General features: G+C 60.8%; 22 protein-coding genes. 14 read left to right on the top strand and 8 right to left on the bottom strand.

The genetic code is table 11. The features are described 5' to 3' along the window. Positions 1–5 precede the first annotated feature (5 nt). On the bottom strand, positions 6–449 hold the full coding sequence (locus tag LRL22_RS14235) for a DUF1249 domain-containing protein (RefSeq protein WP_069526959.1): 444 nt from the start codon (positions 447–449) through the stop codon (positions 6–8). Between the two features lie 7 nt (positions 450–456). Beyond that, entirely contained in the window at positions 457–1,098 is a 642-nt protein-coding gene (gene nudF / locus LRL22_RS14230) for an ADP-ribose diphosphatase (RefSeq protein ID WP_005335901.1), read from the bottom strand. A 304-nt stretch (positions 1,099–1,402) separates the two neighbouring features. On the opposite strand from nudF, the gene tolC reads away from it, so the two are divergent. Then, the gene (tolC, locus tag LRL22_RS14225) at positions 1,403–2,722 is read left to right on the top strand and encodes an outer membrane channel protein TolC (RefSeq protein WP_021231688.1); all 1,320 of its coding nucleotides are present in this window, start codon (positions 1,403–1,405) and stop codon (positions 2,720–2,722) included. A 116-nt stretch (positions 2,723–2,838) separates the two neighbouring features. Here the strand turns inward: tolC and hldE are convergent, their stop codons facing one another. After that, the gene (gene hldE, locus LRL22_RS14220) at positions 2,839–4,266 is read right to left on the bottom strand and encodes a bifunctional D-glycero-beta-D-manno-heptose-7-phosphate kinase/D-glycero-beta-D-manno-heptose 1-phosphate adenylyltransferase HldE (RefSeq protein WP_005335903.1); all 1,428 of its coding nucleotides are present in this window, start codon (positions 4,264–4,266) and stop codon (positions 2,839–2,841) included. A 204-nt stretch (positions 4,267–4,470) separates the two neighbouring features. Between hldE and lpxL the strand changes: the two genes are divergently transcribed. The 7 genes from lpxL to LRL22_RS14185 all read left to right on the top strand — a co-directional run bounded on the left by lpxL (position 4,471) and on the right by LRL22_RS14185 (position 12,655). Then, positions 4,471–5,394: an LpxL/LpxP family Kdo(2)-lipid IV(A) lauroyl/palmitoleoyl acyltransferase gene (gene lpxL, locus LRL22_RS14215; RefSeq protein WP_136502368.1), complete on the top strand. Its 924-nt coding sequence runs from the start codon at positions 4,471–4,473 to the stop codon at positions 5,392–5,394. 627 nt (positions 5,395–6,021) lie between these two features. Further along, positions 6,022–7,944 carry a PTS mannitol transporter subunit IICBA gene (locus LRL22_RS14210; RefSeq protein WP_270905646.1) on the top strand — a complete coding sequence of 641 codons (1,923 nt, stop codon included), beginning with the start codon at positions 6,022–6,024 and terminating at the stop codon, positions 7,942–7,944. Positions 7,945–7,981: 37 nt separating this feature from the next. After that, positions 7,982–9,127 (top strand): mannitol-1-phosphate 5-dehydrogenase, encoded by a 1,146-nt coding sequence (locus LRL22_RS14205; RefSeq protein WP_270905645.1) that lies wholly within the window; start codon positions 7,982–7,984, stop codon positions 9,125–9,127. Positions 9,128–9,259: 132 nt separating this feature from the next. Further along, positions 9,260–9,781, top strand: a complete 522-nt coding sequence (locus LRL22_RS14200) for an MltR family transcriptional regulator (protein WP_005335907.1) — start codon at positions 9,260–9,262, stop codon at positions 9,779–9,781. A 190-nt stretch (positions 9,782–9,971) separates the two neighbouring features. Beyond that, positions 9,972–11,759, top strand: a complete 1,788-nt coding sequence (locus tag LRL22_RS14195; protein ID WP_270905644.1) for a cation:proton antiporter — start codon at positions 9,972–9,974, stop codon at positions 11,757–11,759. Next, positions 11,756–12,328, top strand: a complete 573-nt coding sequence (locus LRL22_RS14190) for a DNA-J related domain-containing protein (protein WP_270905643.1) — start codon at positions 11,756–11,758, stop codon at positions 12,326–12,328. Before LRL22_RS14195 ends, LRL22_RS14190 begins: the two co-directional genes overlap by 4 nt. 78 nt (positions 12,329–12,406) lie before the next feature. Beyond that, positions 12,407–12,655, top strand: coding sequence for a hypothetical protein (locus LRL22_RS14185; protein ID WP_005363113.1), 249 nt, complete (start codon positions 12,407–12,409; stop codon positions 12,653–12,655). A 61-nt stretch (positions 12,656–12,716) separates the two neighbouring features. Here the strand turns inward: LRL22_RS14185 and LRL22_RS14180 are convergent, their stop codons facing one another. Both LRL22_RS14180 and zntB read right to left on the bottom strand, forming a co-directional pair. Next, positions 12,717–13,229: a mechanosensitive ion channel domain-containing protein gene (locus LRL22_RS14180; protein ID WP_005354921.1), complete on the bottom strand. Its 513-nt coding sequence runs from the start codon at positions 13,227–13,229 to the stop codon at positions 12,717–12,719. Between the two features lie 13 nt (positions 13,230–13,242). Continuing rightward, on the bottom strand, positions 13,243–14,208 hold the full coding sequence (gene zntB / locus LRL22_RS14175; protein ID WP_021231682.1) for a zinc transporter ZntB: 966 nt from the start codon (positions 14,206–14,208) through the stop codon (positions 13,243–13,245). 140 nt (positions 14,209–14,348) lie between these two features. Between zntB and LRL22_RS14170 the strand changes: the two genes are divergently transcribed. Both LRL22_RS14170 and LRL22_RS14165 read left to right on the top strand, forming a co-directional pair. Continuing rightward, positions 14,349–14,798, top strand: a complete 450-nt coding sequence (locus LRL22_RS14170) for a YaiI/YqxD family protein (protein ID WP_270905642.1) — start codon at positions 14,349–14,351, stop codon at positions 14,796–14,798. Between the two features lie 125 nt (positions 14,799–14,923). Then, a complete protein-coding gene (locus LRL22_RS14165; protein WP_179903956.1) occupies positions 14,924–15,424 on the top strand; it encodes a metal-dependent hydrolase in 501 nt (166 codons plus the stop codon). A gap of 64 nt (positions 15,425–15,488) precedes the next feature. On the opposite strand, the gene LRL22_RS14160 is transcribed toward LRL22_RS14165, so the two are convergent. After that, positions 15,489–16,694: a NupC/NupG family nucleoside CNT transporter gene (locus tag LRL22_RS14160; RefSeq protein ID WP_005363118.1), complete on the bottom strand. Its 1,206-nt coding sequence runs from the start codon at positions 16,692–16,694 to the stop codon at positions 15,489–15,491. Positions 16,695–17,237: 543 nt separating this feature from the next. On the opposite strand from LRL22_RS14160, the gene dbpA reads away from it, so the two are divergent. Further along, positions 17,238–18,617 (top strand): ATP-dependent RNA helicase DbpA, encoded by a 1,380-nt coding sequence (dbpA, locus tag LRL22_RS14155; protein ID WP_199427731.1) that lies wholly within the window; start codon positions 17,238–17,240, stop codon positions 18,615–18,617. Between the two features lie 89 nt (positions 18,618–18,706). After that, positions 18,707–18,997, top strand: a complete 291-nt coding sequence (locus tag LRL22_RS14150) for a YkgJ family cysteine cluster protein (RefSeq protein WP_005335921.1) — start codon at positions 18,707–18,709, stop codon at positions 18,995–18,997. A gap of 27 nt (positions 18,998–19,024) precedes the next feature. Here LRL22_RS14150 and LRL22_RS14145 read toward each other — a convergent pair whose 3' ends face one another. After that, the gene (locus LRL22_RS14145; protein ID WP_005335923.1) at positions 19,025–19,432 is read right to left on the bottom strand and encodes a hypothetical protein; all 408 of its coding nucleotides are present in this window, start codon (positions 19,430–19,432) and stop codon (positions 19,025–19,027) included. 268 nt (positions 19,433–19,700) lie between these two features. Here LRL22_RS14145 and LRL22_RS14140 point away from each other — a divergent pair, with 268 nt between their 5' ends. Further along, positions 19,701–21,095 carry a PepSY-associated TM helix domain-containing protein gene (locus LRL22_RS14140; protein WP_270905641.1) on the top strand — a complete coding sequence of 465 codons (1,395 nt, stop codon included), beginning with the start codon at positions 19,701–19,703 and terminating at the stop codon, positions 21,093–21,095. Positions 21,096–21,175: 80 nt separating this feature from the next. Here LRL22_RS14140 and LRL22_RS14135 read toward each other — a convergent pair whose 3' ends face one another. Then, a complete protein-coding gene (locus tag LRL22_RS14135; protein ID WP_026034945.1) occupies positions 21,176–22,081 on the bottom strand; it encodes a 1,4-dihydroxy-2-naphthoate polyprenyltransferase in 906 nt (301 codons plus the stop codon). Between the two features lie 208 nt (positions 22,082–22,289). Here LRL22_RS14135 and LRL22_RS14130 point away from each other — a divergent pair, with 208 nt between their 5' ends. Next, positions 22,290–23,612: an isochorismate synthase gene (locus LRL22_RS14130; RefSeq protein ID WP_270905640.1), complete on the top strand. Its 1,323-nt coding sequence runs from the start codon at positions 22,290–22,292 to the stop codon at positions 23,610–23,612. The last annotated feature ends 11 nt before the right edge of the window (positions 23,613–23,623 follow it).

Here is a 23,623-nt window from a genome sequence, read left to right as displayed (position 1 = left end):
TTTGTTCAACTGGAGATATTGATCGGGCTGGTACCATGTCTGAGACAAAATTTTAGCCATTCGGCCAGAAACAGATTTACCTGCTCCTTTTCGTCCCGCTGGTGCATCTTTTTATTGGGATAATCATAACGTGGTTGCAAACGGGAAATCTGTTGCGCTGCACACACTTCCGCCATCCGCACATCATGATACAAACGAATCTCTATCTGAGCTTGTAAATATTCGGGCAATTCGGGGTTGTGTTGGCTCAGGATCACCTGATTGGTGAAGCGACTCTCGCCAATGATGGTGAGCTGGAACTGCAGATCGTTGCCGACCCGATAGCGGCGCTCGGCCCCGACTTCCCCATCTGGCGGCAGCAGTTTCATCAACGCCATGTAATTGACCTCGCAGGTACGCTGCAAGGACATCAGATCAGGCACATAGCGCCTGCTCTGTTGCAGGGTCATCGCCACCTCAGCGATCCGCCAGCCAGCGGGCGCGCAGCTCGCCATGGTTGAGAGCCAGCCACTGCAGGGCAATGACCGAGGCGGCGTTGTCGATACGTCCCTCTTTGAGCCAGGCGTAGGCCTGTTCGCGGCTCACCACGTGCACCCGGATATCTTCGCCCTCATCAGCCAGACCGTGCAGTCCCTCGGCCTTGCTGGCATCCACCTCGCCCACAAAGACCTCGATCCGCTCGGTGCTGCCGCCCGGGCTCACCAGATAGCTGATGGCATGCTCGCAGCGGGCAACCTCGATCCCGGCCTCTTCTACCGCTTCGCGACGCACCACTGCCTCGGCGGTCTCCCCTTCGTCAATGATGCCGGCCACCAGCTCCAGCAGCCAGGGGGTCGGGCTGGTCTCCATGGCGCCGATGCGGAACTGCTCCACCAGCACTATCTGGTCGCGCACCGGATCGTAGGGAAGCAGCGCGGCAGCATGGCCCCGCTCGAACAGCTCGCGCACGATGGGCTGATTCCAGCCACCAGCAAATAACCGATGCTGCAAACGATAGACATTCACCTTGAAGAAGCCGTTATATCCAGCTGATTTTTCAATGATTTTCACATCATCGGCGGCGTAATGCCGATCTTGCGGCAAGGGTTGCTGCGACATCCGGGGCTCCCGTCAGCTTGACTTGTATCAGTTTGACCATAAAATCCGAGGAACATGAATGAACGTTCATTCACTCGGCGTGCCATGGTAATGAGGGGTGGATTTTAGCAGCCACAGACCATTTGGCTAGGCACGCGGGGAGAAAACTGCGTCCGGTTCTTGACGTTCCCGTCACCGGACCTGAGACTCTTAGCATTAAATTTTGCTTATAGTAGAGTGATTAAGCTGCAATCAAGCTTGGTCGGTGACAATATTTGCCTCTCCAGCAACCAGTTTGGGTTACTACATAAGGTTAAAACGATCTATGAAAAGAACACTTTTGTCAGTCATGGTGTTGCTGGGCGTCAGTGCCGGTGCCCATGCCGAAAACCTGCTCGACATCTACCAGCAAGCCCAGATCAAAGACCCGCAGTTGCTGCAGTCCAAAGCCGTTCGCGACCAGGCCTTCGAGAAGATCAACGAATCCCGTGCCCCTCTGCTGCCCCAGATCGATCTGGGTGCCGGGCTCAATTATCTGCAAAACAAGAACGATACCCAGAGCAATACCAACGCCAAGGGTGAAGTGACGCTGTCGCAATCCCTCTATCGTCGCAGTAACTGGGTCAATCTGGATATCAGCGAGAAGCAGGCCACCCAGTCAGATGTTGCCTACAACCTCGAAATCCAGAACCTGATGGTGCGCACCGCCAAAGCCTACTTTGATGTGCTCAAGGCGATGGATACCCTGGAGTTCGTCCGTGCCAACAAGGTTGCGGTAGAGCGTCAGCTGGAGCAAACCCAGCAGCGTTTCGAAGTGGGCCTGACCGCCATCACCGATGTGCATGAAGCGGAAGCCTCTCGCGACCAGGCGCTGGCTGACGAGATCAATGCAGAAAACTCGCTGGACAACAGCTACGAGACCCTGCGCGAGCTGACCGGTATCGATCACCGCAATCTGGACGTGCTGAACACCGATCGTTTCAGCCCGCAGAAGACCGCCTTCGGCTCCGACAAGTGGCTTGAGCTGGCGCTGGACAAAAACCTGCAACTGCACAGTGCCCGCATCAGCAAGGACATTGCCAAGGAGCAGATCGATCTGGCCAAGACCGGTCATGAGCCGACTCTGGATCTGGGTGCCGGACTGCAAACCAGCAATACCGATTACAAGCTGGATAGCATGCCGGGCGGCAATGACAATCAGGCCAATATCGGTCTGACCTTCAAGCTGCCCATCTACAGCGGTGGCGCCACCAGCTCCAAGGTGAAACAGGCTCAATACAACTACGTAGCGGCCAGCGAACTGCTGGAGAAGAACTTCCGCTCGGTGCAGAGCACAGTGCGCTCCTCCTACAACAACGTGAACGCCAGCATCGGCTCGGTGCGCGCCTACAGCCAGTCTGTGGTCTCCGCCGACAGCGCCCTGAAGGCGACCGAAGCCGGTTACGAAGTGGGTACCCGTACCATCGTCGACGTGCTGGACTCCACTCGCAAGCTGTACGAGGCCAAGCAGAAGCTCTCCGAAGCCCGTTACAACTACATTCTCAATATCCTGAGCCTGAAACAGGCTGCCGGTATTCTGGAAGCGCAGGATCTGGTGGAAGTGAACCAGGGCCTGATGCCTGCCACGGCAAAAGCCAAAGGCTGATAGCCGCTATCGGACATGAAAAAGGCGACCGCAAGGTCGCCTTTTTGTTATCCGTATTTCGGTCGGATTGCTACCGCCGATAGTGAGCCCCGCCAGATTGCGGGGCCAGCAGCGCGTTAGCCGCGCTCGCGGATCGTCTTGATGATGTCGGTGGTGGAGCAGCCATCCTCGAAGTTGAGAACGCGCACCTCACCGCCGTTGGCAGTCACCTCGGCGTAACCGGCGATATCTTCCGGCTTGTAGTCACCGCCCTTGACCAGCAGATCCGGCAGGATCTCGGCAATCAGACGCTGCGGGGTATCTTCACCAAACGGCACTACCCAGTCCACCGCGCCTAGCGCAGCCAGTACCGCCATGCGGCGCTCGGTCGGGTTGACCGGACGACCCGGCCCTTTCAGACGGCGAACCGACTCGTCGGTGTTGACCGCCACGATCAGGCGATCCCCCAGCTTGCCAGCGTTGGCCAGATAGGATACATGGCCAGCATGCAGGATATCGAAGCAACCGTTGGTCATCACTACCTTCTCGCCGCGCAGACGGGCGGCACGAACCGCTACTTTCAGCTGGGCTTCGGACATGACGCCGAAGCCGGTCTCCTGCTCGGTATAGAGGGCGTTGGCCAGCTCGACCGGGCTAACGGTAGAGGTACCCAGCTTGCCGACCACAATACCGGCAGCGGTATTGGCCAGCGCACAGGCTTCGTCCAGACTCTTGCCTGCAGCCAGTGAGGTAGCCAGAGTGGAGATGACGGTATCACCGGCACCGGTCACATCATAAACCTCGTGGGCCTGAGCCGGCAGATGCAGCTCCGGCTGACCTTCGCGGATCAGGGTCATGCCGTTCTCGGAACGGGTGACCAGCAGGGCATCCAGCTCGAAACGCTTGACCAGATCCAGCCCCTTGGCGACCAGCTCCTCTTCGCTCTTCACCTTGCCTACCACAGCCTCGAACTCGGACATGTTGGGGGTCAGCAGAGTGGCACCGCGGTACTTCTCGAAGTCGGTCCCCTTGGGATCGACCAGCACCGGAATACCGGCGGCACGGGCGCGCTGGATCATGCCGGGCACGTCGTTGAGAGCACCCTTGCCGTAGTCGGAGAGGATCATCACGTCGCTATTCGGCAGCGCCTGCTCGACCTTGCTCATCAGCAGGGTGGCATCGACGGAGTGGAAGGGCTCTTCAAAGTCCAGACGCAGCAGCTGCTGGTTGCGGGACAGCACCCGCAGCTTGGTGATGGTCGGGAAGTCGGCCAGACGAACGAAGTCACAGGCCACCTTGACGCCAGCCATCTGACCCGCCAGGGCATCGGCCGCTTCATCCTGACCGGTCAGGCCAAGCAGCACGGCATGAGCGCCAAGGGCGGCGGAGTTGAGGGCCACGTTGGCTGCGCCACCGGGACGCTCCTCAATGTGTTCAACCTTGACCACGGGCACCGGTGCCTCGGGCGAGATCCGACCGGTAGGGCCATGCCAGTAACGGTCCAACATGACATCGCCAACGACCAGAACGCGGGCTTTTTCAAAATCGGGCAGGGTGATCTTCATCTGTATCGACTCTCAAAACCTGAAAAATCAGCGGGCGATTTTATCACACTCTTTTATCCGGTGTAGAAAAAGCCGACCGCAGTTGCCACCGCTGTCACGCTAACCGGACGCAGGCTACCCCTCTGACCAGCACACTGCCATTCGCCCCCGCCCCCCCTTTTCGGCTAGAATCCCCCGATTGTGTTTGCGAACAAGAGATTAGCCATGGCCCACGACAACGCTCCCCGCCTCGAGCCCCGCCTGTTTCATCCCCGTTACTGGGCCAGCTGGTTCGGCCTCGGCCTGCTCTGGCTGCTGACCCTGCTGCCGTGGCGCAGCCAGATGTGGCTGGGCCGTCAGCTCGGTCGTCTCGCCGCCAGGATATTGAAGTCCCGGGTCAAGATTGCCCGTCGCAATCTGGAGCTGGCGATGCCCGAGCTGACCCGGGATGAGCGGGAGAAACTGCTTAAGGCAAACTTCGAGAGCGTGGGCTGCGCCGTGTTCGAGGTGGGGATCGCCTGGTTCTGGCCAGACTGGCGGATGCGCAACCTGATGAAGGTGGAAGGGGAAGAGCACGTCATAGCCGCCATGGAAAAAGGTCAGGGCATGCTGCTGCTCTCCTGCCACTTCCTGACGCTGGAACTCAACGCCCGCTGTTTCGGGCTGGTGCGCCCCGGCGTGGGGGTCTATCGCCCCAATACCAATCCGGTGCTGGAGTATGCCCAGTACCACGGGCGCTGTGCCTCCAACAAATATCTGGTAGACCGGATGGATGTGAAGGGGATGATCAAGGCGCTGCGCAACGGCGACGCCCTCTGGTATGCACCGGATCACGACTACGGCAGCCACGCCAGCGTGTTCGTGCCCTACTTCGCGGTAGAGCAGGCGGCCACCATCACCGGCACCGCCACCTTGGCGCGGGTGAAGAACACCGTCACCCTGCCCTGCTACAACATCCGCACCAGCGAGGGTTACACCCTGCATATCGGCGCGCCCCTTGCCGACTACCCCAGCGGAGATGACATGGTTGATGCCGCCCGCGCCAACCGCGAGATTGAAGCCGCCGTGCGCAAGGCGCCGGAGCAGTACATGTGGCTCCATCGCCGCTTCAAGACCCGCCCATCCTCCGAGGATACCGGCTTCTACTAAGCCGCTGCCCCGACAGGGCTCAGATCGCAAAAACCGACAAACCGCCTGCTGGCGGTTTGTTTTTATCTGCTATCAGCCCTGCACGGCAAGTAAGCTACCGAAACATGATTGGCGCAATCCCCCTCGGCACTTTTCCTCAACTCTCCATCAGCCAGCAGCAAAAGAACCCTCATCACCAACCGTAAAAACTGAAAGCGGGTTACAAATTTATTGATTCATTGATAAACAATGGAGTGTTTCGATAGATCCATCGTCACCACCCGCTGATGAGTTATTGAGTGATTTGCTCCATTCGAATACAAAAACTGAATTTGTGATGCAAATCACCTTTACGCAAAGACACGGCAAAGACGAGTTGGTTATCTGAATCACAAAAAATGGTCATTAAAAATAGAAAAGATCGAAATGTAGCCGAATTACAGCTCTCGAACGTGATCAGGATCACTGGTTTTGGAGGGGGTATCGCTGGGTATCTGAGATCTGTATCACAAGACACCCCGTTTTCAGCCTAATTTGATCGCAAGCTGGTAGATTGAAGTTGCTTAGACGACCGGGATGGAGGTTCGGCAAAACCGGCCATCCCGAACTACCACTTTTAATCAAACAGGCTTAAAACGGGGTCCCGACATGTTATCACCGGATACCAAAGTCAAGATACAGAATTTTGGACGCTTCCTGTCCAATATGGTCATGCCCAACATAGGCGCCTTTATCGCCTGGGGCTTTATCACCGCCCTCTTCATCCCCACCGGCTGGCTGCCCAATGAAACCTTGGCCAAGCTGGTCGGCCCCATGATCACCTACCTGCTGCCGCTGCTGATTGGCTACACCGGCGGCAAACTGATGGGCGGCGAGCGCGGCGGCGTGGTCGGCGCCATCACCACCATGGGTGTCATCGTGGGAACCGATATCCCCATGTTCATGGGAGCCATGATGGTCGGCCCGCTCGGTGGCTGGGCCATCAAGCGCTTCGACAAGGCGATGGACGGTCGCGTCAAGAGCGGCTTCGAGATGCTGGTCAACAACTTCTCCGCCGGCCTTATCGGCATGCTGCTGGCCATCCTCGCCTTCTTCGTGATCGGCCCCTTCGTCAAGGTGCTCTCCGGCCTGCTGGCCGGTGGCGTCGGCTTCCTGGTGGAAAACCACATGCTGCCGCTCACCTCCATCTTTGTCGAACCGGCCAAGATCCTGTTCCTCAACAACGCTATCAACCACGGCATCTTCTCACCGCTGGGGATCCAGCAGGCGACCGAGCACGGCAGCTCGATCTTCTTCCTGATTGAAGCGAACCCGGGCCCGGGCATGGGCGTGCTGCTGGCCTACATGGTGTTCGGTCGTGGTGCAGCCAAGCAGTCCGCGGCTGGCGCCTCCATCATTCACTTCTTCGGCGGCATCCACGAGATCTACTTCCCGTATGTGCTGATGAACCCGCGCCTCATTCTGGCGGTGATCGCCGGCGGCATGACCGGGGTCTTTACCCTGACCCTGTTCAACGCCGGTCTGGTCTCCCCTGCCTCACCGGGTTCCATCTTCGCCGTGCTGCTGATGACACCGAAAGCCTCCCTGATCGGGGTCGCGCTCTCCATCATCAGCGCCACTCTGGTCTCCTTCCTGGTCGCCGCCGTATTCGTGCGTGCCCAGCAGCCGGAAGCCGACGAGGCCGATGCCCTCGGTGAAGCCACCCGCAAGATGAAAGCCATGAAGGGCGGCAAGCCCGAAACTGCAGCGGCCAAGAAGCCGGGCGGTGAACTGATGGCGGTGCGCAATATCGTGGTCGCCTGCGATGCGGGCATGGGTTCCAGCGCCATGGGCGCCGGCATGCTGCGCAAGCGGGTACAGGCCGCCGGACTCGATATCAGCGTCACCAACCGCGCCATCGATCAGCTCGACGATCAGGTGGACTGGGTCATCACTCACAAGGATCTGACCGAGCGGGCCCGTCGCCATGCGCCGAACGCTCACCATATTTCCCTGACCAACTTCCTCGACAACGGCCTCTATCAGGAGCTGGTACAGAGCCTGACTCAGGCCGCCAACGATGACGTCGCCAACCCGCAACTGCTGGTGGCGGCCAACGACGACAGCTACGAGCCGCAAGCGGCCGAGGTCTTTACCCTGAGCCGTCATGACGTGCATCTGGGACTGAAAGCGGACAGCAAGGAGGCCGCCATCCTGACCGCAGGCCGACTGCTGGCAGAGCGCGGCTACGTGGCGCCCGACTACGTCAACGCCATGCTGGAGCGCGAACAGCTGGTCTCCACCTACCTCGGCGAATCCATCGCCGTGCCCCACGGCACCATCGCCGCCAAGGAGTTTGTGAAGCGTACCGGCATCGTCATCTGCCAGTACCCGGCCGGGGTCGCCTTTGGCGAGGCTGCCGATGAGGTAGCGCGGCTGGTGATCGGCATCGCCGCCCGCAACGACGAACACATGCAGGTGATAACCCGCCTGACCAATGCACTGGATGAACCCGGTCTCATCGACCGGCTGGCCAGCACCACGGATCCCCAGGCCTTCCTGGATCTGCTGGGTGCCGAACAGGCTGCGTAATCATTTTTCATCGTCTTTGGTTCAAGAGGTTAATATCATGAAAACATTGCATTTTGGTGCTGGTAACATCGGTCGCGGCTTTATCGGCAAAGTGCTGGCGGATGCCAGCCATCAGGTCACCTTCGCCGACGTCAACGACACCCTGATCGACCAGCTCAACCACCGTCAGGAGTACAAGGTCCATGTAGTAGGGGCGGATCAGAAGCTGGACGTGGTGCGCAACGTGGCAGCGGTCAGTTCCGCCGGTCACGAGGTGATCGCCCGCATCATCACCGCCGATCTGGTCACCACGGCAGTGGGCCCCAACATTCTGGACAAGATTGCCAGCACTCTGGCCAAGGGGCTGCAAGCCCGCTTCGATGCCGGCAACCTGACACCGCTGAACGTCATCGCCTGTGAAAACATGGTGCGCGGCACCAGCCACCTCAAGCGGGAGGTACTCAAGTACCTGCCGGTCGCGTATCATGCCACGCTCGAATCCTGTATCGGCTTCGTCGACTCGGCGGTGGATCGCATCGTGCCGCCCGCCGCGGCTGCCAACGATGACCCGCTGGAAGTGACGGTAGAGAGCTTCAGCGAGTGGATCGTCGACCAGACCCAGTTCAAGGGGGAGCTGCCACAGGTGGCGGGCATGGAGCCCACCGACAACCTGATGGCCTTCGTCGAGCGCAAGCTGTTCACCCTCAACACCGGCCACATCGTCACCGCCTACCTCGGCAAGCTGCGGGGCTACCACACAGTGCGCGAGGCGATCGAAGATCCGGTGATCCGCAGCAAGGTGCGCCGCGCCATGGAGGAGAGCGGTGCCGTGCTGGTGAAACGCTACGGCTTCGACCCGCGTCTGCACGCCGCCTACATAGAGAAGATCCTGGCCCGCTTCGCCAATCCCTATCTGGTGGACGAGATTGACCGGGTCGGTCGTCAGCCGCTGCGCAAGCTGGCGGCGGGAGATCGACTGGTGAAGCCGCTACTGGGCACCCTGGAGTACGGCCTGCCCAACGAGCAGCTGCAGGAGGGGATCGCTGCGGCGCTCCACTATCGCAATGCCGATGACCCGCAGGCGGTGGAGTTGCAAGCCCTGCTGGCGGAGCTTGGCCCGGCCAACGCGCTGGCCCGCGTCACCGGACTGGATGCAGAGAGCGAAATCGTCAGCACCATAGTGGCTCGTTACGAGACCTTGTAATACCCTGCTGGCGGCGCATTCAGCCACCACTGATAGCGCGCCAAGCGCTTGAATGGCAAGGGAATGTGCCCCATATGATAAAAACCGGGAGAGAGGCTGACTCTCTCCCTGTCAGCTGGACCCAATGCACCTATGACCACACACCAGGAAGATGAAGTACTGGAACGACTGAACGAGCAGGATGGCCCCCGCGGCTTCTTTCTCGAAGCCGTGACCATCCTGGAAGAGGCGGTCGACTCCCTGATGCGACGCGCGTTCCGTCAGGAGGAGTATGCCGTCAAATACGCCATCGAACCCCTGCTCAACCAGAGCGGCCCCCTCGGCCAGCTGGAGGTGCGCCTCAAGCTCATCTTCGCCCTCGGCCTCATCTCACTCGAGCGCTATCAGGATATCGAAGCCTATATCAAGATCCGCGACTTTCTGGTGCGCGACCCCAAGGATTACCGCTTCAGCGACAAGCCGATCCGCGATCTGCTCGACCGCCTGCACGGGGTCAATCAGGGCGGCATGATGAAGCTGGAGCCCCCCGCCAGCGAAGAGGATTGGGCCTTCTACCAGATGCAGCTCAACCGGCTCGATCAGATGGTGCGCTCCGCACTGGTACTGGCGCTGGCCGACTGTGTCGGCGAGCTCCACAAGGAGAGCCCCATCTAATCCGGCCCCGAGGCCACCCCATCACCACGGTTGGCGTCTGGCTGGCGCCCTGCACACCACCGCCAGCCACCATGACGCCGACTGTCGCACATCTCCCCATCCCGGCCATGACGCACGCTCCTTCGGGTGTCAATCTGACCAACTTAGCCACTACACTAGCTCCATACTCACTGCCTGAATCGAGGTCTGCATGATTGCCCTCTCTCTGGCCGGGATCGCCCTGGTCTCTGTGCTGGCCCAATGGCTTGCCTGGTCGCTGCGGGTGCCCGCCATCCTGTTTCTGCTGCTCACCGGCCTGACTCTGGGCCCGGTTAGCGGCCTGCTCGACCCCGATGCCCTGCTCGGGGATCTGCTGTTTCCGCTGGTCTCCCTGTCGGTAGCCATCATCCTGTTCGAGGGGGCGTTGACCCTTCATCTGGCCGAGCTCAAGGGGATCGGCAAGGTGGTGCGCAATCTCTGCTCCACCGGCATGCTGGTCAGCTTCGCCGTCATCGGCAGCGCCGGTTACTTCCTGCTGGGGCTGGACTGGCGGGTCGCCACCATGCTCGGCGCTGTGCTGGTGGTAACGGGCCCGACGGTGATCGCCCCCATGCTCAACGTGATCCGCCCCACTCGGGAGGTGGACCGCATCCTGCGCTGGGAGGGGATCGTCATCGACCCTATCGGCGCCCTTTTTGCGGTGCTGGTGTTCGAGGCGGTGCGCCTCGGCAGTCAGGGGGATCTCATCAGCCATACCCTGCTGGCGCTGGGCAAGACAGTGCTGGTCGGTTCCCTGATCGGGGTGGTGGCAGGCTGGCTCACCACCCTGCTCATTCGCAAGGACTGGCTGCCGGTCAGCCTGCACAAGTTCGGCGTGCTGGCGCTGGTGCTGGTCACCTTCAGCCTTTCCAACTGGCTCAGCCACGAATCGGGCCTGCTGGCGGTGACCGTGTTCGGCATCTGGCTCGCCAATCAGGAGGGACTGGATCTGGAGGAGGTACTGGCGTTCAAGGAGGATCTCGCGGTCATCCTCATCTCCAGCCTGTTTATCCTGCTGGCGGCGCGCCTCGATCTGGCCCAGCTCTGGCAACTCGGCCCCATGGTGCTGGCGCTGCTCTGCGTGGTGCAATTCGTGGCGCGCCCGCTCTGTATTCTGGTCTCGACCTGGGGCTCGGATCTCTCCTGGCGGGCTCGCGCCCTGCTGAGCTGGATCGCCCCGCGCGGTATCGTTGCGGCGGCAGTCAGCGCCTCGTTCGCCATCAGCCTGCATCAGGCCGAGATCCCCGATGCCGACAAGCTGGTGCCGCTGGTATTTGCAGTGATCATCTCCACCGTAGTGTTGCAGAGCCTCACCTCGGCACCGCTGGCCAGCCTGCTCAAGATGCGCCAGAGCGCCCCCAACACATGGCTCATCATAGGGGCCAACTCGGTGGCGCGGGCCATAGGCCGGGCGCTGGCGGATCAGAGTGTGCCGGTGCAACTCTGCGATCCCGCCTGGGAGTTCTGCAAACAGGCGCGGATGAGCAACCTCCCCTGCTACTTCGGCAACCCCCAGTCAGAACATGCCGAGCTGCACCTGCCGCTCACCAGCATCAGTACCGTGCTGGCGCTCTCCCCCAACCGCCACAACAACGCCCTCGGGGTGCTGCACTTTGCCCACCTCTACGGCGAGGAGCAGGTCTACTCCCTGCGATCCAGCGAGCAACACGGCAAGGCCAACCGGGAGAGTGCCACCTTTCGCGCTCGCCAGAACCTGTTCGGCCCCGACATCAACTATGCCCGGCTGAGCGGCCTGCTGAGCCGGGGTGGCCAGATCAAGGCGACCCGCCTGAGCGAGGCGTTCGACTGGGCCCAGTATCAGACCGCCAATCCCGGCGCCATCCCGCTGTTCATCATGGATGGCAAGGGCAAGCCCCAGATCGTCACCGGCCCCGTCACCCCGCAGGCGGGTGAGCTGCTGATCGCCCTGCAGCCGCCCAGAGAGCAGGGTACCGAATGAGCGAGGCCAACCACAATCCGCTGATCGCCCCTCTGCTGGTGCTGCTGCAACAGGCGGCGGGCAGCTACAAGGTGCATGAACTGATGGCGGCTCTGCGCCAGCAGGGGGAGATCCCCCGGCTGGCCGACGACGAGCAGTTGCAGCTGTTTCGGGTCAACTTCCTGATCATGAACGCCCTCTACCAGTTGCAAGCCGAGCTTTATGAAGAGGGTTGGTGGCTGGTGATCAGCACCCTGGATATCCGGCTCGAACCGCTGGTCGGGAGCTCGGAGGCCAGCCACGGCTTTGCCCTTGGCGAAAATCTGCGTAGCTACTATCTCGACTGGCAGGTGTTCTGGCAGACCGACCGTGCCGAAGTGGAGGCCCTGCTCAACCGCTTCTGGCGCGCTTACGACGGTGAGGGGCACAAAGCCGAGGCGCTGGCATTGTTCGAGCTGAATGAGGGGGCGAGTCAGGAGGCGATCCGCCGCCGCTGGCGGGAGCTGGCATTGCAGCACCATCCGGATCGGGGCGGCAATGCAGAGACCTTTATCCGCATCCGCTGGGCATGGGAAGTCCTGCAGGGATGATCCCGTTGCCGTACCACTGTTGCCGCACATAAAGGGCAGGCATAGACTGGAGCTGGATATTCCCCACAGGAGAGCATCATGACAGTCAGTGAACTTCGTAAGCTCTATCAGCAACAGATCCTGCAAGAGGCCGAAATACTCCACGATGTGGCTATTCCCGGCTGGCTCATCGAATTCAGAGGCAAGGATGGCGCCCTCTACGAGCTGACCGACACCCTCGGCTGCCCGGTCAGTTTCGGCACCGTCGAGCAGGCCCGCGAACATCTGCATCAGGTGGCCGACTGCCCGGTTCAGGTGGAGCACCTCTACCGCTTCTTCGAACGCTAGCCCCACCCACCGCACAGTAAAAAGGCTCCCGAGGGAGCCTTTTTGTTATTCCGGTTGTTTTCTATTCCGGTTGCAGCGGTTCCGCCACCTTGCCCTCCAGCTTTCTGACCGGCTTTTGCAGGATCAGGTTGGCCGGATAGGTGACCAGATCGCCGTTGTCATCACGCACCCGCACATAGAAGAGGCCGATCTCGGTGATGACGCCGGTGACCGAGTCATCCTTGTCGAGGATACGGATCCGGTCGCCAATCTTGTAGGGGAAGGCGAAGAAGATGGTGATGCTGGCGGTGATGTTGGAGAGGATCGACCACTGGGCCACCATGGCGACCCCCAGTACCGCAAAGAAGGAGGACGCGAGCACTACCAGTCGGGAGAAGTCGAGCCCCCACACCCCGGCCAGCACCAGCAAGGTGGCGCAGCCGAGCAGGAAGTGGAACACATGGGCTACGTAGAGCACTCGGTTCTCGCTCACCTGCCTGCTCTGACCGAGCGCCAGCAGGCTCTTGTGAATCAGCCGCCGGATCAGGGTATGACCCAGCAACAGCAGCAGGGTCAGGCCAATGGATTGCCACATGGGTTATGTCTCCTTACCACCAGCGCCGATGTTTGAGCCAGATAGCCAGCCCGCTTGCCAGCGCCACCAAGGATCCGCAGAAGACCCAGAAGGCGGTCGGATTCTCGGCCCCGGGAATACCGCCGAGGTTGATGCCAAACAGGCCGGTCAGGAAGCTGGCAGGCAAAAAGAGCAGCGCCATCACCGACATCTGGTAGGCGCGGCGATTGGTTGCCTCCGCCATCAGATTGTTGATCTCGTCTGCCAGCACAGCGGTGCGCGCCACCCCGGCATCGAGGTCATCGAGCCAGCGCCGCAGCCGATCGGCGATATCGAGCAGACGACGGCGGTCATCCTCATCCAGCCAGCTGATCTTCTCGTTGGCCAGCCGCGCCACCAGATCCCGCTGGGGGGAGAGGTAACGACGGATCATGATGAGCTGCTTGCGGATCAGCGCCAGCCGGCCATTGGCGGGCATGTCGCGCATCAGCACCATCTCCTCCAGATCGAGGATCTTGTCGTGCAGCTCCTCGACAAACTCCCCCGCCCGATCGGTCAGGGCATCGCAGATCTCCACCAGCCAGTCGGCCGGGGTATCGGCGCCGCCCCCCAGCTTGAGCTGGTTGAACACATCCTGCTCGGAGAGCAGCGGACGACGACGGCTGCTGATGATGAGATCCGGGGTGATGAAGATGCGCAGCGCCACCATCTCTTCGGGCCTGTGATCCTTGTTGTGGTTGATGCCGCGCAGGATCAGCAGCACCGTCTCCCCCATCCGCACCAGCTTGGGACGATTGCTCTGGCCGAGCAGCGACTCCCTGGCCGCCTCGCTGAGCAAGGGGGTCTGCAACAGCCAGCGCGCCGAATCGGGATTGCCGTAATCCAGATGCAGCCAGCCGGGATGCGCCGCCGGGACTTCGCTTCCCGCCATCAGCGGCGCCATGCCACCCTTGCCATCCAGGGTCAGGGCATAAATCACTTCACCGGGCACCCGATCCATCTCGTCTCCTTCTCGTTTCATGTGCTGGCCCCAGCTTACACCAAAGGCGGGGCCGACTCAGCCCCGCGCCGGGAAGGGGAGGCCTGTGTTAACATGACCACTCTCGTTTTCCATCCGCTTTCACTACAGGAAACCATGCCATGCCCATCTGGGTTGATGCCGATGCCTGCCCCATTCCGGTCAAGGAGATCCTCTACCGCGCCGCCCACCGCGCCCAGGTCGTCACCACCCTGGTGGCCAATCAGGGATTGCGGGTGCCCCCCTCGCCTTTCATCAAAACCCAGCAGGTGGAGAAGGGATTCGATGTGGCAGATCATGTCATCGCCCAGCAGGTTCAGCCCGGCGATCTGGTGATCACCGGCGATATTCCTCTCGCCTCCTGGGTGATCGATGCCGGTGGCGAGGCGCTCAATCCCCGCGGCGAGATCTACACCCGCGAGACCATCAAGGCGCGGCTCGGCATGCGCAACTTTATGGAAGAGCTGCGCTCGGCCGGAGTACAAACCGGCGGCCCGGCCCCCTTCAATGCCACTGACAAACAGCGCTTCGCCAACGCCCTCGACAAGTGGCTGGTCAAAGGCAAGCTGTAAAGAGACCCTAAAGGCGCCCAATATGGGCGCTTTTTCGCCGTAACATCCTGATTTTTAAAATAAGAGCTGACCACAACCGTCAGGCTGGTAAGATGCGCCGCCATCTTGTCCACGCCGTAATCATCATGACCGCCCAAGGGCACCTGCTCTTCTCCGTTACCTGCACCCTGATCGCCCATAAACTGCAGCTCACTCCGGCGCTGGCCGATTCCAGCCTGTGGCAGACCATCCCTGCCGCGCTGGCCAGCGCCCTGTTGCCCGACCTCGACCACCCCAAATCGGTGCTGGGGCAACGACTGCCGTGGATCTCGAAACCTCTGTCGCGGCTGTTCGGCCATCGCGGCTTCACCCACAGTCTGCTGGCGGTCGCCGCCGCTATCTGGGGGCTGAACCAGAGCCTGCCGCCGGACACCCTGCCCATGGGGGTCAAGGATGCCCTGATCGTCGGCTACCTCAGCCATCTGCTGGGGGACTGGCTCACCCCGGCGGGCATTCCGCTCTTCTGGCCCATCAAGCGCCGTTACCGCCTGCCGGGCTGGCCGCTGCGCAGCGGCGGTGCCATCGAAACCGGCTTTTGCACTCTCACCCTGCTGGTCGCCGGCTGGTGGTGCGGCTGGCGCCTGTAGGCCAGAAACGAAAAAGCCCCTGACGAGGTCAGGGGCCCAAGCAGTGGTGCGAACCACTAGAGGATCAGATCATGATGCCTGCGATAACAGCAGAGAGCAGGCTGACCAGGGTAGAACCGTAGACCAGCTTCAGACCGAAGCGGGAAACCATGTTGCCCTTCTCTTCGTTCAGCGCTTTTACCGCACCGGCGATGATGCCGATGGAGCTGAAGTTGGCGAAAGAGACCATGAAGATGGAGAGGATGCCGACGGTGCGCGGAGAGAGCTCGGCAGCCACTTTGCCCAGATCCATCATCGCCACAAACTCGTTGGTCACCAGCTTGGTCGCCATGATGGAGCCCGCTTGCAGCGCTTCACCACTCGGGATACCCAGGATCCAGGCGATCGGGTAGAAGAGGTAGCCCATGACGAACTGGAAGTTCACGCCAAATGCCATCTCGAACAGGTAGTTGATGAGGGCGATCAGGGCGATGAAGCCCACCAGCATGGCACCCACGATAACGGCAACGGTGAAACCAGCCATGATGTACTCGCCCAGCATCTCGAAGAAGTTCTCTTTCTTCGGCGTGTGGTGCTCGTCACCTTCGGCAATGGCCTTGATGTCGGTCACGGAGTTATCCGGCTCGTAGGGGTTGATCAGCGACAGCACGACGAAGGTACTGAACATGTTGAGCACCAGCGCGGCAACCACGTAGCGCGGCTCGATCAGCTGCATGTAGGCACCGACGATGGACATGGAGACGGTAGACATGGCCGTCGCCGCCAGGGTGTACATCTGCTTCTCGTTCAGGTGCGGCAGGATGTTCTTGAGGGCGATGAAGTTCTCGGACTGGCCGACGATCATCGAGCTGATGGCGTTGAAAGACTCCAGCTTGCCCATGCCGTTGATCTTGGCCAGCACGGTACCGATACCGCGGATCACCAGCGGCAACAGACGGATGTACTGCAGAATACCGATCAGCACGGAGATGAATACAATGGGCATCAGCACCATCAGGAAGAAGGAGAAGGCCCCTTCGTTGACCAGACCACCGAACACGAAGTCGGTACCCTGTTTGGCAAACTCCATCAACTTGGTGAAGCCGGCGGCAAAGCCCCCCACCACCGCCAGACCCACTTCCGAGTTCAGCATGAACCAGGCCAGCGCCAGTTCGACCACCAGCAGTTGGCCGATATAACGCAGCTTGATCTGTTTCCAGTTGTGGCGGTTAGCCAGCAGAGAGAGAGCGAGGACCATCACCAGTCCGAGCACAAAGTGAACGTATTCCATACCTGTAGCACCTGAGTAAATTGTAATTTTTGACCGGCGCCATCATAGACATTTGCACATTTAAAAATCAGATAGCCATCACAATCCCGCGCAATATTATGGAGGCAGGATAATACAAACGTTTTTAAATTAATTGTGCAATGAACTGATATTAATCGCGCAACATTGAAAATATAAATTCCTTTAAAAACATCATATTGAGTAAGGTTGGCGCCGTTTTATGTTCTTTGAAAATATTTCATCAGCATTTTCGCAACATTCCCTATGGCGCAATAACTACTCGTGGAATATTTTCCAGCCATTATATTAAAACACTGAAAATAGAAAACGTTTATCCGCGATAAATAATTAGATGTGTGTTTGAAAAATAGTCCTTATTACATTGTCAGTGCTCGCCCGCGATCGGTTTGGCAACAAATGAACCTTTCATGGCCCCCTCGTGACCAGCCGTTCAAAAATCCGCCACATCCGGTGCCACATTCTGGTATGATGCGCGGCCTTAGCGCTCGCGCATCCCCGTTTTCTCCGAAATAGAGTCCTTTTGTGAACAACAGCGAATTTAGCAGCCTCAATCTCTCCCCCGCCCTGCAAGAGAACCTCACCAGCCTGGGTTACCTGCAGATGACCCCGATCCAGGCCCAGAGTCTGCCCCTGGTGCTCGATGGCAAAGACCTGATCGCCAAGGCAAAAACCGGCAGCGGCAAGACCGCCGCCTTCGGCCTCGGCCTGCTGGCCAAGCTCAACGTCAACCGCCTCGAAGTGCAGGCGCTGGTGCTCTGCCCGACCCGCGAACTGGCGGATCAGGTGGCTCAGGAGATCCGTCGTCTGGCGCGCGCCCTGCCCAACGTCAAGCTGGTCACCCTGTGCGGCGGCACCCCGACCGCACCGCAGTCCGCCACCCTGAGCTTTGGTGCCCACATCGCCGTCGGCACCCCGGGTCGTATTCTCAAGCATCTGGAGCAAGGCACGCTGGAGCTATCCGGCCTCAAGACGCTGGTGCTGGATGAAGCGGATCGCATGCTGGACATGGGCTTTGGCGAAGATATCAACCGGGTCATCAGCTATGCCCCCCAGCAGCGCCAGACCCTGCTCTTCTCCGCCACCTATCCGGAAGGGATCGCCCAGATGAGCCGCGGCGTGCAGCGCAATCCGGTCGAGGTGAGCGTGGAGTCCCTGCACGAGGGGAGCGCCATCGAACAGAAGCTTTACGAAGTGCCTGCCGGTCAGCGCCTCGACGCCCTCACCTGGTTGCTGAGCCACTACCAGCCCAGCTCCTGCGTGGTGTTCTGCAACACCAAGCGCGCCTGTAACGACGTGGCCGACCATCTGGCCGCCAAGGGCTTCTCGGCGCTGGCGCTGAACGGCGATCTGGAGCAGCGCGAGCGGGATCAGGTGCTGGTGCGCTTTGCCAACGGCAGCGCCACCATTCTGGTGGCCACCGATGTGGCGGCCCGCGGCCTCGACATCAAGGAGCTGGGCGCCGTCATCAACTACGAGCTGACCTATGATCCGGAAGTGCACGTGCATCGCATCGGCCGTACCGGTCGTGCCGGCCAGCAGGGTCTGGCCCTGAGCCTCTATCAACCGAACGAAGCTCAGCGCGTAAACTTTATCGAAGAGTACCAGCAGGCCCCGATGCCGCTGGGTGATCTCGGAAGCATCGGCCGCGACATCAAGCCGATCGCCCCGCAGATGGTGACCCTCTCCATCGATGCAGGCCGCAAGACCAAGGTGCGGGCCGGTGACATTCTGGGTGCCCTGACTGGTGAAGGCGGCATTGCCGGCGCCGACGTGGGCAAGATCCAGATCTCCGAGCAGTACTCCTACGTCGCCGTGAAGCGCAGCGTGGCGAGCGCCGCCCTCAAGCGGTTGCAGGAAGGCAAGATCAAGGGTCGCAGCTACCGCGCCCGCAAACTGGGCTAAGGTTCTTTGCAAGCCGTTAGCCAGACCACAGGCGCCTGACAGGCGCCTGTTTCATATCTCCGATGCCGCCATGCGGCAAGACAGGCACAATGACCCAAGCAATCCAGACCGATGTGAGCTGCCAGAACTGCGAAGCCTGCTGCTGCCGCCTCGAAGTGATGCTCTTTACCGATACCGGCGTGCCGGACCGTTATGTACTGGAACGGGATGGCGAGATACCGGTCATGCGCCGGCTGGACGATGGCTGGTGCGCGGCGCTCGACCGCAACACCATGATGTGCCGTATCTACGAGGTACGGCCACTGATCTGCCGCGAATTCGAAATGGGTGAGCCCGACTGCGTTGACGAACGGGACAAGTGGTTTATCAAGCTGGAGTAAACCCGAGCCAACCAGAATGCGGGGTCGTCAAGCGCTCGCAGGTTCACAGGGAGCGGTGTTGAGCTGCTCTCCCAGCCACTGGATGGCCGCTGCCTCTTGCTCGAAGTAACGTACCGCCCGAAAGGGCAATCCCTTGAAGATGTTATCCGCCAGATAGCGCTTGAAGCCCCCCACGAAGACCACCGCCAGAAACTGACAGCCACTCTCGGCACACCAGCCAAACTGGCGACGAAAACGGGCCAGCACCTCGGGCCCGGCCGCTTCAAACTCGGTCGCGACCTCGACAATCCCCCAGGGGCCATCCATCAATCCGGCCAGTTCGTGACGAAAACGCGCCTCATAGGCCATGGCACCTGCCAGATTGAAAGGGCCACTCGGGCGGCAGATCAGCATCTGGCCCCTGCGCTCCATGTCGAATTGCCCATGTGGCTGCATGACTGCTCCCATTCCGTTACCACCACCATCGCCTGCAAATTGTTACCACAAGGTAATAATTTATAAGGAAAAGTCCAGCAGCAAACAGGCTTTCCCCAAAGCGTGCTCATCCTATCCAGCAAACCGTCGGCACCTCATGTTACCCACATCCCGCACTGAATCGGTCTCAAGATGTGTGATTGCAGTTAACGAAACGTTACTGCTATTATCCGCGCCGCCACAAACATTCCACCAGCCGAAAGGTTTGGCACCCCAACAAGGATGTGCAATGAACAACAGGGACTCGAGTCATTACCAACGGATCTGGCGCTGGCACTTCTACGCCGGTCTCTTTGTCGCCCCTTTCCTGATCCTGCTGTCACTGACCGGGATCGTCTATCTGTTCAAACCCCAGCTCGACAACCTGATGTACCCCGAGCTGATGAAGGTCACCCCAGCCAGCCAGACCCTGAGTGCCGACCAGCTGCTGGCCAAGGCGATGATGACCATGCCAGACGCCAGCCTGCGCAAATACCTGCCGCCAGCCAGCCCGGATGCCAGCGCCCAGTTCATCGTCAATCAGGGGGATCGCGAGCTGACTCTGTTTATAGATCCCGCCAGCGGCGCCCTGCTCGGCACAATGGATAACAAGTGGAATCTGCAAGCGGTAGCCCGCTCCCTGCACGCCGACCTGCTGCTCGGCACCACGGGGGATCGGCTGATCGAACTGGCCGCAGGCTGGGGGCTGGTACTGCTGCTGAGCGGTCTCTACCTCTGGTGGCCACGCAAGGGGCCCGGGATGGGCGGCATCCTCTGGCCCAGAGTGAACCAGCGTGGCCGCCTCTGGTGGCGGGATCTGCACGCCGTGGTCGGCTTCTGGGGAGCCGGTTTCCTGCTGCTATTGCTGTTGAGCGGCATGACCTGGACCGGTTTCTGGGGCGATCAGTTTGCCGCGGTCTGGAACCGCTTCCCCGCCGCCATGTGGAACGAGGTGCCCAAATCGGCACCGCTGGCTCGCAGCCTCAATCAGGCCCACGAGCAGACCGTCCCCTGGGCGGTGGAGAACACCCCTATGCCCAGCTCGCAGCCGGTCGATGAGGGGCACGATCACGGCGCCATGAACCACGGCGAGCACGAGGGAGTGGTGATGGCCAGCCAGCGGATCCCGCTGCAACGGGTGGTCGAGATCGCCCATGAGCGGGGAGTCCAACCGGGTTACAGCATTACCCCGCCGGTCGGCGCCACCGGTGTCTATACCATCGCGATCTTTGCCGATGATCCGCGCAACGATGCCACCCTGCATATCGATCAATACAGTGGCAAGGTGCTGGCCGATGTGCGCTGGCAGGATTACGGCCCGGTCGCCAAAACGGTGGAGAGTGGCGTCATGCTGCACATGGGCAAGCTCTACGGCTGGCCCCACCAGCTCGCCATGCTGCTTATCTGCCTGATGGTGCTGGCCAGCGCCGTGAGCGGTCTGTGGATCTGGTGGTGCCGCCGTCCGCAGGGCCGTCTCGCCGCACCGCCGCTGCCTACCAAACTCCCGCCGATGCGCGGTGCCATCGCCCTGCTGATCCTGCTGGGCATTGCCTTCCCGCTGGTGGGCGCCTCGCTGGTCGCCATCTGGCTGCTGGATACCCTGCTCTTCTCCCGCCGGACTCCGGCGCTGGCCAAGGCCAGCTGAGCTGCCTCGATAACGATCAAAAAGGGCTCCCATCTCGGGAGCCCTTTTTATTGTTCGCCTTGGCGAGCTGCGACCAGCTGTCAGGAGAGCGCCAACCCGATGGAGAGCAGCAGGCTGAACAGAAAGGCGCTGATGGCGGTCTTCTTGAGGGCGCCGGTCAGCACCTCGCCATCGTAACTTTCGCGCAAGGTGCGGGCCGCATCGCTGAGAGGCTTCATGGCGGGCAGGAAGATCCACGGCCAGAAACTGGCGGGCTGGATCAGGATAAAGGCGATGGTTGCCAGCAGCGCCGCCCCCAGCAACACCCAGTGATAGGCGATGGCGCGGTTGCGGCCAAGGCGCACCGCCAGGGTGATCTTGCCGCTGGCGGCGTCGGTCTCGATGTCGCGCACATTGTTGATATTGAGCACGGCGGTGGCCAGCAGGCCACAGGCGGTGGCGGGCAATAGCAGATCCCACTCCAGCGTCTTGGTGAAGAGGTAGTAGGAGCCGAGCACCCCGAGCAGGCCGAAGAAGAGGAACACCGAAATATCGCCAAACCCGCGATAGCCGTAAGGGGTCTTGCCCACGGTGTAGGTCACCGCCGCAACAATGGCCGCGCCACCCAGCACCACAAATGCCAAAATCTGCAGCCACTGGCCGCCGAAGGCACAGCCCAGCAGCAGCAGGCCACTGGCCACCGCCGCCAGCGCAGTCAGCCCCATCGCCACGCACATCTGCTTTTTGGTGATAAGACCGGAGACCACCGCCCGCTGCGGGCCGATCCGCTCGCCGTTGTCGGCGCCGGAGACCGCATCGCCGTAATCGTTGGCCAGATTGGAGAGGATCTGCAGCAGGATGGCGGTCAGCAGCGAGAGCGCCATGATGGTGCCATCGAAGGCACCACGACTGGCAGCCAGCCCCGAGCCCAGTAGGATGGAAGAGCAGGCGAGCGGCAATGTTCGCAAACGCGCCGCCAGCAACCAAACAGAGAAGGTATTTGTCATTTTGTGATGGCCAAACAATCGGATATTGATCGTGTTAAGGGTTATCGAACCGGATTTGGGTATACTTGGCCCCGGAGAGTGAAGCTCCCGCGGGCGATTTACATGGACGAATGGGCAGATAATATATAGGAAATCATCGCCCTTTGGCATAAACCTACGGCATCCAGCTACCGGATCGCTCGTTACTACCCGGCTCAGACAAGAATCCATGTTGGCTCAGACCCATATCAAGCAACAACTGGACGCCCTGCGTCACAGCAACGTCAGCGGCTTCGTACGGTTGCGAGTGGCGATCGAAATCCGCTCCTTTCTGGGCTGGCTCGCGGCGCAAACCCTCTATCCCCGCATCTACTGGCAGGCCCGTGGAGAGGCTCGTCCCGAGTATGTCGCGCTGGGCGCCATCCATGAACTGACCGAACCGCACGCCATCAAGCAGGTGTGCACTAATACAGCCAACCAGCATCATGACGACAGCCCTCGCTACTATGGCGGGCTGGCGTTCGATCCGGCCCAATCCGGCTGGCAAGGGTTTGGCCCCTGCCGTTTCGTGCTGCCCCGTATCGAGCTGGTGCGCCGTGGTGAATGCGTCAGCCTCTGCCTCAACCTCTGGCTGGATGACGACAATCTCGAGGCCGAACTGCAGGCGGCAGAAGCCGCCCTCGATGCCCTGCGCCCGGAAGCCCCGCTGCCCGCCCTGCAAAAGCAGCCCTGGCAGCGACAGGATTGCCCCGGCCCCGCCCAGTGGCAGACCTTGGTAGAGCGCGTCACTGCCCCCGATTTTCAGGCGCACACCCCCAAGGTGGTGCTGTCGCGGGAGAGCGTGCTGACCAGTCCGAACCACGATGCGGATATCAATCCCTGGGCCATGCTCAACCAGTGGGCCCGCCACGCCCAGGACTGTTTCCACTTCGGTTTTCAATTCTCCCCCGAGCAGGCCTTTATCGCCTGCTCCCCCGAGCGGCTCTACCGCCGGGAAGATCGCCACCTCTTTACCGAGGCGCTGGCGGGCACCATTCGCCGCTCCGGCGATGAAGAGGTCGATGCCCAACTGGCCGCCGAACTGCTGGCCGACAGCAAGAACCGGCTGGAGAACCGACTGGTACACGCCGACATCCTGAGCCGTCTGGCACCACTGACCCACGATGCCACCCTGACCGAGCCGCGCATTCTCAAACTGCGGCTGCTGCAACACCTCAAGTGCGATATCGAAGCCGAGCTCAAGCCCGGGGTCTGCGACTGGCAGTTGCTCGACGCCCTCCACCCGACGCCGGCGGTGGGCGGCGCCCCGCGCGAGGCAGCGCTCGCCTTTATCCGCGAGTTCGAGCCCTACGATCGGGGCTGGTACGCCGGAGCCTGCGGCATGCTGAGTCGGGAGACGTCCGAGTTCTCGGTCGCTATTCGCAGTGCCCGCATTCAGCCGGGCAACGTCACCCTGTTTGCCGGTGCCGGCATTGTCGCCGGTTCCGAGCCTGTCGCCGAGTGGGCCGAACTCGACAACAAGATCGCCAATGTGCTCTCCCTGCTGGGATAGTCATTCACCCT

This window comes from Aeromonas sp. PI_26 (assembly GCF_027854445.1).
Taxonomy (GTDB): domain Bacteria; phylum Pseudomonadota; class Gammaproteobacteria; order Enterobacterales; family Aeromonadaceae; genus Aeromonas; species Aeromonas veronii.
This window is presented reverse-complemented; position numbering and strand designations above follow the sequence as displayed.